The sequence below is a fragment of the Pseudoduganella sp. RAF53_2 genome (assembly GCF_052113985.1).
In the GTDB taxonomy this organism is placed as follows: Bacteria; Pseudomonadota; Gammaproteobacteria; order Burkholderiales; family Burkholderiaceae_D; genus Rugamonas.
The window spans coordinates 1-12,697 of sequence record NZ_JBFRDW010000001.1 but is presented as its reverse complement, the minus strand read 5'-3'; the positions used below and the strand labels follow the sequence as shown (position 1 = coordinate 12,697).

The window sequence follows — 12,697 nt, the reverse complement described above, 5'->3', positions numbered from 1 at the left end:
CGGGCGTCCGGCCAATAAGGAGACAGAATGCAGATAAGCCGTTCCATCGTCCACGGCGCCACCCGGGCGCCGCTCATCCTCAGCGCTCTCGCCAGTGCATTCCTCGCCGCCGCCCAAGCCGCACCTGCTACAACTCAGGCTGCAGCCGTCACGCCCGTCGCTGCCGTCGCACCTGCCGGCACGCCGCCGGCGCCAGGTCCGGAAGTGCGCAAGTTCCTGAAGTACGATGCTCCTCTGATCGCCCTGGCGCACGTGCGCGTGATCGACGGCACCGGCGCCGCCCCGCTGGAAGACCGCACCGTCATCCTGCGCGATGGCCGCATCGACAGCATCCTGGCTGCCAATGTAGCGCCGCCGAAGGATGCGCAGGTGATCGATCTGAAGGGCCGTACGGTTATGCCGGGTCTGGTCGGCATGCACAATCACCTGATGTACACGGCTTCGCTGAATCAGGACGAGGAGGGAAAGCTGCCGCCGCCAGGCTTCTTTGTCACCGAAATCGCCTTCACGGCGCCGCGCCTGTATCTGGCGTCTGGCGTAACGACCATGCGCACTACCGGCAGCATTGAACCCTACAACGACCTGAATATCCGCCGCGCCATCGATGCGATGCAGATTCCCGGTCCGCATCTCGATGTGACCGGCCCTTATCTTGAAGGCAAGGGCACCGTCTTCCCGCAGATGGCGGTGCTGGAAGAACAGGCTCACGCCCGCAAGACCGTCGCGTTCTGGGCCACTGAAGGCGCAACCTCGTTCAAGGCCTATATGAACATCAGCGCGCCGGTGCTGGGTGCGGCCATCGACGAGGCGCACAAGCATGGCATCAAAATCACCGGACACCTGTGCGCCGTCAGTTACCGCGAGGCCGCCGCACTGGGTATCGATAATCTGGAACACGGCCCGGTCTTCACGGATACCGAATTCGTCGCCAACAAGCAGCCGAACCGCTGCCCGACCGGCGCGGAAATGCAGGCGTCGTGGGAGAAGCGCGAGATCGGCAGCCCGGAAGTGCAGGAGCTGATTCGCGACCTGGTACAGAAGAAGGTCGCCGTCACTTCCACGCTGCCAGTGTTTGAAGCCTTTGTCGCCACCCGTCCGCTGCTGTCGAAGAAGCAGATGGAGATGATGTCGCCCGAATCGCTGCGCAGTCACTTGGCCGCGAAAGCCACGGCGGCTGGCAATTCCGAGCGCGCCGCAAAGCAAGAGGCGATGCTGAAGAAGGAAATGGCCTTCGAACTGGCTTTCGTGCGCGCAGGCGGCACGCTGCTGGCCGGACCTGACCCCACCGGCAATGGTGGCACCTTGCCCGGCTTCGGCGATCAGCGCGAGCTGGAATTGCTGGTGGAGGCTGGCTTCACACCGCTGGAGGCAATCCGTATCGCCACCTACAATGGTGCGCGCTTCCTCGGCCTGCAGGACCGCATCGGCACCATCGAACCTGGCAAGCACGCTGACCTGATCGTGATCGACGGCGACCCGTCGCAACGCATCAAGGACATCGAGAACGTGGAGACGGTGTTCAAGGATGGTCTGGGTTACGATTCCGCCAAACTGCGCGCCTCGGTGCGCGGCATGGTCGGCATTCGCTGACTTTTTTGCCACAAGCCGCGAAAAAGACATTGAACTGAAGGCCCCCGTGTACCAAGCTGTATTTTTGGGGATGGGGGAACGAACATGGCTAAGCATAAGCTGTGGGGGATAGTCGCGTGCCTGCTCATAACAGGCCAAGCGATAGCAGGGGCCAACGAAGCGCGTCTGGCGCGCGGCAAATACCTGGTGGAAGGCGTGCTGGCTTGCGCCAACTGCCACGGCGTGYGCGATGAGAAGGGGCGCGTATTGGCGGAGAAGGGCATGTCCGGCGGCTTCCACCTCGTGGAGCCCATGTTCGATGCCTATGTCCCCAACATCACGACCGATCCCGAAACCGGTATCGGCAAATGGACAGATGCCCAGCTGGGCAAGGCGATCCGCGAGGGTGTGCGGCCGGATGGCAGCATCCTGTCGCCGTTGATGCCGGTGGAGTATTACCGCACGCTGTCCGACGATGATCTCAAAGCGGTCATTCTCTACTTGCGCGCACAGCCTCCCGTGAAATCCGTGGTGCCTAAGTCCACATGGAACTTCCCGCTGCCACCGACTTATGGTCCGCCGCTGGTCAACGTAAAAGCCCCGTCGCCAAGGGACAAGGTGGCTTACGGCCGCTACCTCATCACGCTGGGGCACTGCCTGGAATGCCACACACCGCGCGGCGAAAAGGGCCAGCTCGATGCAACACGGCTTGGCGCGGGCGGGCAATCGATCAATGGTCCATGGGGCGAGTCCATCTCGCGCAATATCACTTCCCATGCTGAGGGCTTGAGAGACTGGTCGGACACCGAGATCGCTACCGCCATCCGCACCGGCATGGACCGTAGCGGCAAACACTATCGCCCGCCGATGGCCTTCGACTGGTACCACAACATCAGCGATGCCGACATCACGGCGATGATCGCCTACCTGCGCACGCTGCCGCCCGTGGAGAGTGTTGCGAAATAAGCGGTAGTGACATTGCGCGACTTTTGACGAGGGGGCCTGCACGTATGATGGGGCTCCCTTAACTTCACGCCATTTCACCGATGAAGAAACTTGCCCTTGCCGTGACCATCGCCACTGCGGCCGCAGGCTGCGCCACCATCCAGAAAGTATCCATCGATTCGAATTCCGTCAGCGTGATGAAGGGCCAGACCGTAGCGCTGACCACGCGTGCGGCCAAACCTGATTTTGCGGCGCAGACGGCCGGGAAAGCGGCTTTTGCGGTCCTGGGTGCCGTGGCCATGATCAGCGCGGGCAATGAAATCATCAGGACCAATGACGTGCAAGACCCGGCCGGCGATATCAGCCGCTGGCTGGGCGACGATCTGCGCGATATACGCGGCATGCAAGTGGTCGCGCCGATCACGGTCACGTCAGGCGACGCGGAGCAGTTGGCGAGCGCTGCATCCGGCAAGGCCAGGTACGTGCTGGATGTGGAAACCGTGAACTGGATGTTCGGCTACTTCCCCACCGACTGGTCGCACTACCGCGTGATGCACGTGGCGAACGCGCGCCTGGTTGATGTCGCAACGAGGAAGGTGGTGGCGCAAGGCCAGTGCAAACACATGGCCGAATCGAATACCGATGCGCCGACCTACGATGAGTTGCTGGACAACCGCGCTGCGGCGCTGAAGAAGGAGCTGTCGGTCGCCTCGCTGGAATGTGCCAGCACCCTGAAGAAAGAGATGCTGGCCTTGTAATCAGGCGCGCGAGGCTGCTGGYGCGGGCGCGGCTTGCTGCGCCTGGCGCGCGGATTGCAGCAGCCAGACACCGCTCAGGATGAAGGCCATTGCAGCGATGCTGGTGCCGTCCAGTGCTTCGCCGGCGATGGTGTGGCCGATGATCAGGGCGACCACGGGCGGCAGGTAGGTCACGCTGGCTGCGCGCAACGCGCCCAATTCCCCCACCAGGTAGTAATACAGCATATAGGCCACGCCGGTGCCGGCGATGCCGAGGCCGGCGATCAGGCCGACGCAGGCGACCGTGTCACCGGCGATGCGGCCGATGCCGTGCAGGTCGGTCACGGCCAGCAGCATCACCAGCGCGGCGCCGATCTGGTAAGTGGAGAGTGCCGCGGCCGGAATGCCTTTGTCGACCAGGAAGCGCTTCGCGTAAACGAAGGAGCAGCCGACGCTGAGCGAACCGGCCAGCATATAGGCCACGCCGACCGGATCGACAGCGCTGGCTTGCCACGGCCGGGCGATCAGTGCAATGCCAACCAGGCCAAGCGCCAGGCCGCCCAGTGCTGCGCGTCCCACTTTTTCTTCGCGCAGGAAGAGCAGGGCAGTCAGGAAGGAGCTAAGCGGAATCGCACCACTCAGCATGCCCGCGATGGCGGACGGCAGCAGCCGCGCCCCTGCGGCGTAAGCGAAGTAGTAGAGCGCCGTCGCCAGCAAGCCCATTACGATGTAGTGGCGCCAGTAGCGCAGGTGCGACCAGCTGAGCAAGCCGCGCAGCAGCGCATAGGCCAGCAGGGGGAAGAAGCCGAACACCGCGCGCAGCAGAACCACCTGTCCGGCAGGGATCAGGGCGGTGGCCCATTTCATGAAGATGAAGTTGGCGCCCCAGATCAGTCCAAGCAGGAGGTAGGCGGCGTAGGCGGTGCGTTTCATGGTCAAACTCATTCAGAAAGCTTCATTCTCGGTTCGCACGGCCGAGGCGACAAACGATTATATTTATGCTTTGGTATAGAAAAACTATAGCATGGACCGTATGCCGCCCTTGAAAGCGCTGGCCGTCTTCGACGTGGCCAYGCAGCACCGCAGCTTCGCGCTGGCGGCGGAGGCGCTATCGGTCACACCCGGCGCGGTGGGCCAGCAGATACAGCGCTTGGAAGAGTGGCTGGGCGTAACGCTGTTCGTGCGCAAGGTGCGCGCGGTGGAGCCGACGCCGGCGGCTGAAGAATACTGGCGCGAGATCCGCCCGGCGTTGTCCGCAATCAGCCGTGCCAGCAGCGCCTTGCGCCACAGCGGATCGCAGGAGCTGTGCATCTCCATGCCGCCCACCTTTGCGGCAAAGTGGTTCAGCAACCATATGGCGCGCTTTGTTGAGCAACATCCCGGCATCACGCTGCGCGTGAGCGCGTCCACAGCGATAACGGATCTGGCCAGCGGCGCGGTCGATCTGGCAATTCGCCATTACGACGGTGTACCGGCTGCGGATTTACAGGCCACTTTGCTGACCCACGACAGGATCACGATCTTCTGCGCACCGGGTTATGTGGAGCGCCTGGAGTTGCACGAGCTGGCCGATGTGCGCCGCGCGACCTTGCTGCATACGACGCTGCATCCGCACTGGGTCGAATGGCTTGGGCGTTTTGCGGGGATGACCCCGGAACAGGTGGACGCCATCGGCGGCCTGCACTTCGATCAAACCCTGCTTGCCATCGAAGCGGCCCGTCGTGGGCGGGGACTGGTGCTGTGCAGCGCGCTGCTGATCGAGGAGGAGCTGGCGGAGGACGGCCTGTATGCCCCCTTTGACTGCGAGCTGGAACTGCCGAAGAGCTATTACCTTGTGCAGCCATCCGCCGCGGCTTTGCGTCCGGCGGCGGAGCTGCTCAAGGAATGGATACTGGCGGAGTTTACAGCTTGAACGGATTGTCGATGGTATGCGATGGTTCGGTGAACCAGCGCGGGCCGTCTTCCGCCATGTAGAAGTGGTCTTCGTGGCGTACGCCGAATTCGCCCGGCACTACGATCATCGGCTCATTGGAGAAGGTCATGCCGACGTCCAGCGGGGTCTTGTCGCCGCCCACCAGATAGGGCCATTCATGGATGTCCAGGCCGATACCGTGGCCGGTGCGGTGCGGCAGGCCTGGCAGTTTGTACTCGGGACCGAAGCCGTTGGCTTGCAAGGAGCGGCGTGCGGCCTGGTCGACTTCCTCGCAAGGGACGCCCAGCTGCGCGGCTTCGAATGCAGCCTGCTGTGCCGCCTTCTCCGCATTCCACACGAAGCGCTGGCGCTCGCTTGGTTCGCCGAAGACATAGGTGCGCGTGATGTCGGAAATGTAGTTCAGCAGCTTGCAGCCGGTGTCGATCAGTACCGTGTCGCCTTGCTTCAGCGTTTGCACGTAGCTGACGCCGTGTGGGAAGGATGTGGCCACGCCGAACAGCACGATCACGAAATACGATCCGGCCGGTGCGCCGACCTTGCGGTGGGCGCGGTCGATGAACTCGGCCACTTCGGTGGTCGTGATGCCTTCGCGCAGAATGCTGGCGGTGGCGATGTGCACGGCCAGGGTCATGTCCTTGGCGCGCTGCATCAGGGCGATTTCGGCCTTGGACTTGCGGGTGCGGCAGTGCGCCGTCACATTGCGCGCGTTCTCCAGCGCGTAGCCATTGGCCAGCGGACGGATGCCGTCGTAGATGAAAAACGCTGCCGATTCGTCGATGCCAACGCGCGGCGGCTGTGCAGGATTCGGCGCAATGCCCATGCGGGCCAGAACGCCGATAAACAGCTGATAAGGGCTTTCGTGCTCGTGCCAGCAATTCACCCGGCCTTCGATCAGCATGAAGTCGTTCAGCGTATCTTCCTCGAAGGCGGGGGCGATGTACTCGACGGGACCATTTGCGGGCAGGATGGCGCCAACCATGCGCTCGCTCGGATGCCATTTGGTGCCGGTGAAGTAGAGCAGGTTGCTGCCTGCGTTGATGTAGATCGCTGCAATGCCTTGCTGCTGCATATAAGCCTGCGCGCGGGCGATGCGTGCCTGATGCTCTTCCTTGCCGATGGGGACGGCGCCTGCCGTCATGTCCTTCAGGCTGGCCAGTGCCTCTTCAACCGTTTTTCCGCCGATGCCGATGCTCATGGTGTCCTCCGAAAATCAAGGCCGCCATCATAGCACCGGCCGCAAGGCCAAAACCGCCTTGTGCAGGGATCGTCATCGCGTATGCGGAGTGCTGCACACGAAAAAAACCGCCGGCCCAGGGGAGGTACCGGCGGGGAAGTGGAACCACAAACTGTGATTACTGGGTCACCAGGCTGACCTTATCCACTACGAAGGAGGTTTGCAGCGACGAGTCTTCCGTCATTGCGAACGACAGGCGCACCGTCTGGCCTTTGTAAGGCAGCAGATCGAAGGTGCGGATCTGGTAGCCGCTGGCCGCGTTCACGTTGGAGTAAGTTGCCAGCGTGGCCAGGGTGGTGCCTGCGGTGTTCTTCACAGTCACCACCAGCTTGTCGTAGGCGGTGCTGCCCGATTCCGCAGTGTCGATGTGCAGCGCGAAGCTCAGGGTTGCCGAGGTCACGGTCGATGGGATCGCCACGTCCTGGGTGATGGTCTCGGAAGCGGTGGTGCCGTTACCGCCCAGCCATGCGAAGCGGGTGCCTTCGTAGGCGGTCTGGCCGCTGTAGCTGCCGATCACGCCGGTGGTGCCGGCCCATGGCGAAGTGCCGGACTCGAAGCCGCCGTTTACCACGCGTTCGGTCTGCGAACCGCCCACGGTCAGGGTGGCGTTGTTCGAGTTCACGGTCGCTGCCGGCGAAGCGGAGTCGGTCACCGATGCGTTGAACGAAGCGCCGTTGTCGGCAGCCTGCGCGGTGAAGGAGTAGGTAGCCGAAGTGGCGCCGGAAATCAGCGAGCCGTTGCGATACCACTTATAGCTGTAAGGCGCGGTGCCGCCCGATGCTGCCACGGTGAAGCTGGCGGTGCCGCCGGCAGACACGGTCACGTTGTTCGGCTGGGTAGCGATCGCCAGTGCCCCCGATACCACTTCAYCCACGTCGGCGCCGACGTTAATTGCAGCGTAGGCGCGCTTGACGGCGGTCGACTCTTTGGAACCCACGCCATACAATTCCTCGGCTGCCTGAATGACCTTGGTACGTGCGTCCGCATAGTTGGTGGACGAGGTGAACTTGGTGGTATTCGCCTTGAACCAGATGCGATAGGCCTTGTCGTTGCCGATACCCGTCATGTTCTTCGGGGTCTTTGTCAGGTAGGAGCTGTAGTAGTCGCTGGTCGAGCTGGAGCTGGAACCCTGCGACAGGAAGTAGAACATGCGGTTGTTCGGGCCGGAGCTGTAGTGCACGTTCAGATTGCCGAGGGTGCTGCTCCATGCGTTAGGGCTGGTGCCGTCCTTGCTTGGCTTGTACAGCCAGCGCAGCGGCTGGCCGCTCTTCGAGATTTCAGCACCCATCACCCAGTCATTGCCGGTGTTCGGGATGACGCTGCCGGTGCCGCCTGCGCGGCCATAGGCTTCCACCATTTCGCCGTTGATGTCCGAGTTGGATTCGTTCAGGCCACCGGATTCGCCGGAGTAGGTCAGGTTGGACGTGGCATCGGTCACGCCGTGGCCCATTTCGTGGCCAATCACGTCGATGGAACCGAGGTTATTGAAGGACGTGCCGCCGTCACCGATGTACATGCACTTGCAGCCCGGCTCGAAGAAGGCGTTGTCGTATTGGGTGTCGACGTGGACCGCGATGTAGGTCGCGGTGTTGTTGCCATCCAGGGACTGCCAGCCCAGCACGTTCTTCATCGTGTCGTAGGTGTTCATCAGGCCCCACAGCGCGTTCACTGCGGCGGTCTGGCCGTTGGCGTTGGTGGTGCTGCCGCCGTTGACGTACTGCTGGCCGTCGCCCCAGGTGTTGGTGCTGTTGGTGTAGATGGAGCCGGCTTGCGGATTGGATTCCGGCGAGTGGTTGGCGTTGGTGATCGCCATACCGCCGAAGGTGCCGCCTACGCCGCGCGTGGCGTCCAGCATCTTGTAGGTGGAACCGGACAGGGTGGTCTGGATTGGTACGTCGCCGTTGTACTGGCTGTGGCCGGTGCCGGTCACGGTTTCCAGCGCATCCCACTGYTTGATGGTGACGCCGGTCAGCGCGCTCACCACGGTGTCGCGGTAGACCAGCTGCTTGTTGTTGACCATGCGGGTTTTGACCAGGTAGGCCAGCTCGTAGTGATCAACCACGTCTTCCACGTCCACCGCGTTCAACTGGGCATCGGACTTGTTGCCGGCGGACGGCAGGCGCACCTGTTTCATCACCGGCCAGATCAGCAGTTCGGCTTCAGGCTTCCAGCGATGGGTGCCGTTCGGCGCCACACGTTTTACGACCAGGTCGATCGCTTCGTCGGCGCTGACGGTCGGGGTGGTGTCCGGTGCGCCTTTGCCACCGGCCTTGGCGGCGCGGGATGCGTCCAGCCCTTCGCGGCGGTTAGATGCCGATTCGCTGACGATGTCGCCATTTTGGTCGCTGACGATGACCGAATCCGAACCAAACACGCGCAGGCCGCGCCAGGTGTGAGCGGCGCGCGTGATGCGCTGGCCGTGGGTGCCTGGGTGCTGGCTAGTAATCTTATAGCTGTGATCGCTGTCCAGGCCTGCGGCGCCGCGGCGGTTGTTCAGCTTGTCCAGGATGTTGGCCTTGTCCGCGTCAGTCAGGGCCTGGCCCGGAGCGGACATCAGTGAATCCGGCAAAGCTTGCGCGAATGCGCATGCGAACGGCAGTGCTGCGATGGCAGCGGCGAGGATGCTCTTTTGAAGTTTCATCGTCTCTCCAGATGACGTGGTGGGTAGGAGAGCCGGAACTTAATCCTCCCGATCCGGTGAAGTCAAAAAAGTTGTGAAATGAGTCAAGCCCAGGAAATCTGTTCAAAATGAGACATACTGTTTTCGGAGATCGCGCGCGTATAGCGCTAATCGCACCAACTTGGCGCACTGTTACGAGAAGTTGTCGGCTTACTGCAACAAACTAGACTTGCCTCTCTAAATTCGTGTTTGGCGCAACACAAATATGTATCGAATTGTCGCGTCGTCGTTGCAATAGTTTAATTTTGCGATTTACACTAGCCCGTCACCGTTGAGGCATCTGTTTGTGAGGGCGCATCACTCATGCTGTCAATTTCAACCAAAGTCGAACGCATCGTCGCGGAATCGCCGTTTCTGAGCGAGGGGCTGCGTCGCGGACTGATCAACCTGTCGGAACTGGCGCGCCAGCTGCAACCGCAGCTTCAGACCGACCTGTGGAAACCTGTCGGCCAGGCGGCCGTCGTCATGGCCCTGCGCCGCGTAGCCAACCGGCTGCCCGATGCGGACAGCCACGAGATCGTGCTGGCGCAGAAGTCCGGCCAGCTGACCGCCCGTACCGATCTGGTGGAATTCACCTTTCGCCGCTCCGAGCTGACCGATGAATGCCATCGCCAGCTGCTGGAGAAGGTAGGCACGGGCCACGGCCTGTTCCTGACCGTCACGCGCGGCATCAACGAGGTGATGGTGATCTGTAGCCGCCCGCTGATCCCGATGGTGGAGGAAGTCTTCGGCGACGAGCGCCTGCTCGCGCGCCTGGAGAACCTGAACGCCGTCACCTTGCAGCTGACCGCCGATTCCTGGCGCACGCCGGGCATCTACCACGCGATCCTGAAAAAGCTGGCATGGGACAAGGTCAACCTGATCAATCTGATCTCGACCCACACCGAGCTCACACTATTATTAGAGAAGGAATATACGGGGGCGGCGGTGACGGTGCTGTCCACCATGATTACCCATTAGTTGGCGAAGGCCAGCTCGCTTTCCTTGATGTCCGCGATCGGGCCGAGAATGGACCCGTCGAAGTCGCGCGGTGCGTGGCGCCGCTCGAACAGTTGCGGCAGATCCGGGTTTGCCAGCGCGCCCCGGCCCAGCGCCACGACATCCGCACCCAGATCGAGCGCTTCGCCGCTGCGTTCGACGCTATGCAGAGAACCGTTGGCGATAATCGTGACGCCGGGGGCAAAGCGCCTTGCCAGTGCAATCAGGCTGTCGTGACCGTTCTCAAAAGCCGGCTTCCAGGCCTCGAACTCGGTCACATGGATGAAATCGGCGCCTGCGCGGGCCAGCGTGCCGAAAATGACCTCCGCGTCGGCCTCCCGGCCCGGCCATTTGCTGGTGAAGTCATTCACCTTGCCTTGTGATATGCGAATTCCAACCGGCACCAGGTCACCAACGGCGCTCTTCACGGCTTTGACGATTTCTTCCAGCAGGCGCACGCGGCCGTGCACATCGCCGCCCCAGCGGTCGGTGCGCAGATTGGTATGCGCGGTCAGGAACTGGTCCAGCAGATAGCCGTTGGCGCCATGGATTTCGATGCCGTTGAAGCCGCCGGTCCGCACCGCGCGCAGGGCAGATTGCACGAAGCTGTCGATTACCTCGGCGATTTGCTGTTCGCTGATTTCCTGTGGCGTGGCATATTCACCTGTGCCGTAATAGAAGGTCATCTGCTTGCCCTTCGGCTGCACCGGAGAAGGTGCAATGGTATGGGCGCGATAGGCATTGCCCTGGCTGAGGGCGCCTGCGTGCATGAGCTGGGCGAAGATCAGTGCGCCGTGCTGCTGCACCTCTTGCGTGACTTGCTTCCATGCAGCGGCCTGGGCATCGTCCGCGATGCCGGGCTGGTTGCGATAGCCTTGCGAGAACGCCTTATCGGTGTAGATCCCTTCCGTCATGACCAGACCGAAGCCGCCCTTGGCGAAGCGGCGGTAATAGTCGCGCATGGCCTGCGTGGCCAGGCCGTCCGCGGTCGCCGTAATCCGGGTCATTGGCGCGACAGCCAGCCGGTTTTTCAGATTCGTGCCATTCATATCGTGTTTTGATAAAATTTTGCTGAGAGAGTCGTTCATGATCTTCACTTTCCAAAAGGGACGCTGCGGTTGCAGTGCATGGAAGTCATCATAGGCATCGGTGCACACTTGAGAAAGCATCAGAAAGTGAAGCCGTCTTATCAAAAATCGTTATAAATGCAGATTTCAGACCTTCGCATTTTTCTCTCGGTGGTGACTGCCGGAAGTTTGTCGGCAGCCGCGCGCCAGCTCGACATCGGGCCGATGCAGGTATCGCGGCGGATCGCGGTTCTGGAGGAGGAGCTTGGCGTGCGGCTGTTTCACCGGACCACGCGTTCGGTATCGCTCACTGCGGAAGGTGAAGCGTTTCTGCCCTACGCGAATACAATGGCCGAAGCGGAAGAGAGCGCACGCGGGGAGCTCAGTCCGGCCTCGGCCACGGTTTCCGGCGTGCTTCGCCTCACCGCGCCAAGCGTGTTCGGCCAAACGGTCGTGCTGCCGATGTTGTCCGCGCTGCTGGAGCAGCATCCGGATTTGCGCGTCGATCTCGACTTGTCCGACCGGGTGGTCGATATCGTTGGACAAGGCCTCGATCTGGCCTTGCGCGTGGCAACGCTTGGCGATTCGGATCTGGTAGCGAAGCGGATGGTGAGCAATCCGCGTGTCATCTGCGCATCGCCGCGCTACCTGAAGCGCTATGGTGTGCCATCAACGCTAGCTGAGCTGGAGCTTCATCAGTGCATCGTGCTGCAGGCGGTAGCACGCTGGCCCTTTGTTATCGATGGAAAGCTGCAGCATCGGCGCATGAATGCCCGGCTCACCACGAGCAATGTGGACGCCGCCCGCCTCGCGGCGCTGCAGGGGCTCGGGCTGTCCATGCTCACTTACTGGGACGTTTATCGCCAGCTGCGAGAAGGCAGCCTGGTCAGCATTGAGCTGGAGGATGCGGCGATGGAAGACCTGTCSGTGTGGGCTGTGATGCCAACACGGCGCTATGTTCCGACCCGCGTCAAAGTATTTTTGGCGGCGCTTGAGAGGGAGCTGATGGTCAAGCTCTGATAAGCCTCCCAGCTGGAGCGCTCGACCCAATTGTGCATCAGCATGCCATCTTCGCGGACTTGCCACACGGCGGTGCCGGTGAAACGGACTTCGCGTTGGTCGGGGGGCAGGCCGAACATGCCGTTGTTGCGGCCGCTGACGATCCAGCGCGAGGCGACGCGGCTGCCGTCGGCGTTCTGGAAAGTCTCGACCACTTCGAATGCCAGTCCGCTGATCTGTTGGTTGAATTGTTTTGCCCAGGCCTTGAAGCTGGTCCTGGAGGCGATGTCCACGCCGCCAGAGGTGATGACAAAGTCCTCCACGCAGAAGCGGTCGATGGCGTCAAAGTCCTTGCCCTGCCACACAGCGGCCCAGAAGGCTTCGACGATGTTCACTGAATTCATTGGGATCTCCGGGTTGTAACGAAATAGGCAGCTGCCAGTGCACCGAGGAACCCTGCCACACAGCGGCCCAGAAGGCTTCGACGATGTTCACTGAATTCATTGGGATCTCCGGGTTGTAACGAAATAGGCAGCTGCCAGTGCACCGAGGAAC

At 61.9% G+C, this 12,697-nt stretch carries 11 protein-coding genes; 6 read left to right on the top strand and 5 right to left on the bottom strand.

Annotated features, from left to right (window positions below):
- Positions 1–27 precede the first annotated feature (27 nt).
- The 3 genes from AB4Z11_RS00055 to AB4Z11_RS00045 all read left to right on the top strand — a co-directional run bounded on the left by AB4Z11_RS00055 (position 28) and on the right by AB4Z11_RS00045 (position 3,272).
- The gene (locus AB4Z11_RS00055) at positions 28–1,590 is read left to right on the top strand and encodes an amidohydrolase family protein (protein WP_442021645.1); all 1,563 of its coding nucleotides are present in this window, start codon (positions 28–30) and stop codon (positions 1,588–1,590) included.
- Positions 1,591–1,674: 84 nt separating this feature from the next.
- Positions 1,675–2,535: a c-type cytochrome gene (locus AB4Z11_RS00050; RefSeq protein WP_442021643.1), complete on the top strand. Its 861-nt coding sequence runs from the start codon at positions 1,675–1,677 to the stop codon at positions 2,533–2,535.
- Between the two features lie 80 nt (positions 2,536–2,615).
- Positions 2,616–3,272 (top strand): hypothetical protein, encoded by a 657-nt coding sequence (locus AB4Z11_RS00045; RefSeq protein ID WP_442021641.1) that lies wholly within the window; start codon positions 2,616–2,618, stop codon positions 3,270–3,272.
- On the opposite strand, the gene AB4Z11_RS00040 is transcribed toward AB4Z11_RS00045, so the two are convergent.
- Complete coding sequence (locus AB4Z11_RS00040) at positions 3,273–4,184, bottom strand: DMT family transporter (RefSeq protein WP_442021639.1); 912 nt, start codon at positions 4,182–4,184, stop codon at positions 3,273–3,275.
- A 91-nt stretch (positions 4,185–4,275) separates the two neighbouring features.
- Between AB4Z11_RS00040 and AB4Z11_RS00035 the strand changes: the two genes are divergently transcribed.
- Positions 4,276–5,163 (top strand): LysR substrate-binding domain-containing protein, encoded by an 888-nt coding sequence (locus AB4Z11_RS00035; protein WP_442021637.1) that lies wholly within the window; start codon positions 4,276–4,278, stop codon positions 5,161–5,163.
- Here the strand turns inward: AB4Z11_RS00035 and AB4Z11_RS00030 are convergent.
- Both AB4Z11_RS00030 and AB4Z11_RS00025 read right to left on the bottom strand, forming a co-directional pair.
- Positions 5,153–6,379 carry a M24 family metallopeptidase gene (locus tag AB4Z11_RS00030; protein ID WP_442021635.1) on the bottom strand — a complete coding sequence of 409 codons (1,227 nt, stop codon included), beginning with the start codon at positions 6,377–6,379 and terminating at the stop codon, positions 5,153–5,155. The two genes, AB4Z11_RS00035 and AB4Z11_RS00030, sit on opposite strands and share 11 nt — an antisense overlap.
- Before the next feature lie 157 nt (positions 6,380–6,536).
- Positions 6,537–9,059, bottom strand: a complete 2,523-nt coding sequence (locus AB4Z11_RS00025; RefSeq protein WP_442021633.1) for a M4 family metallopeptidase — start codon at positions 9,057–9,059, stop codon at positions 6,537–6,539.
- A gap of 342 nt (positions 9,060–9,401) precedes the next feature.
- On the opposite strand from AB4Z11_RS00025, the gene AB4Z11_RS00020 reads away from it, so the two are divergent.
- Positions 9,402–10,058: a hypothetical protein gene (locus AB4Z11_RS00020; protein ID WP_442021631.1), complete on the top strand. Its 657-nt coding sequence runs from the start codon at positions 9,402–9,404 to the stop codon at positions 10,056–10,058.
- Here the strand turns inward: AB4Z11_RS00020 and AB4Z11_RS00015 are convergent.
- Entirely contained in the window at positions 10,055–11,164 is a 1,110-nt protein-coding gene (locus AB4Z11_RS00015; protein WP_442021629.1) for an NADH:flavin oxidoreductase, read from the bottom strand. The two genes, AB4Z11_RS00020 and AB4Z11_RS00015, sit on opposite strands and share 4 nt — an antisense overlap.
- Positions 11,165–11,281: 117 nt before the next feature.
- Between AB4Z11_RS00015 and AB4Z11_RS00010 the strand changes: the two genes are divergently transcribed.
- Positions 11,282–12,163, top strand: a complete 882-nt coding sequence (locus AB4Z11_RS00010) for a LysR family transcriptional regulator (RefSeq protein ID WP_442021627.1) — start codon at positions 11,282–11,284, stop codon at positions 12,161–12,163.
- On the opposite strand, the gene AB4Z11_RS00005 is transcribed toward AB4Z11_RS00010, so the two are convergent.
- On the bottom strand, positions 12,097–12,546 hold the full coding sequence (locus AB4Z11_RS00005; protein WP_442021625.1) for an ester cyclase: 450 nt from the start codon (positions 12,544–12,546) through the stop codon (positions 12,097–12,099). The genes AB4Z11_RS00010 and AB4Z11_RS00005 overlap by 67 nt on opposite strands.
- Positions 12,547–12,697: the final 151 nt, after the last annotated feature.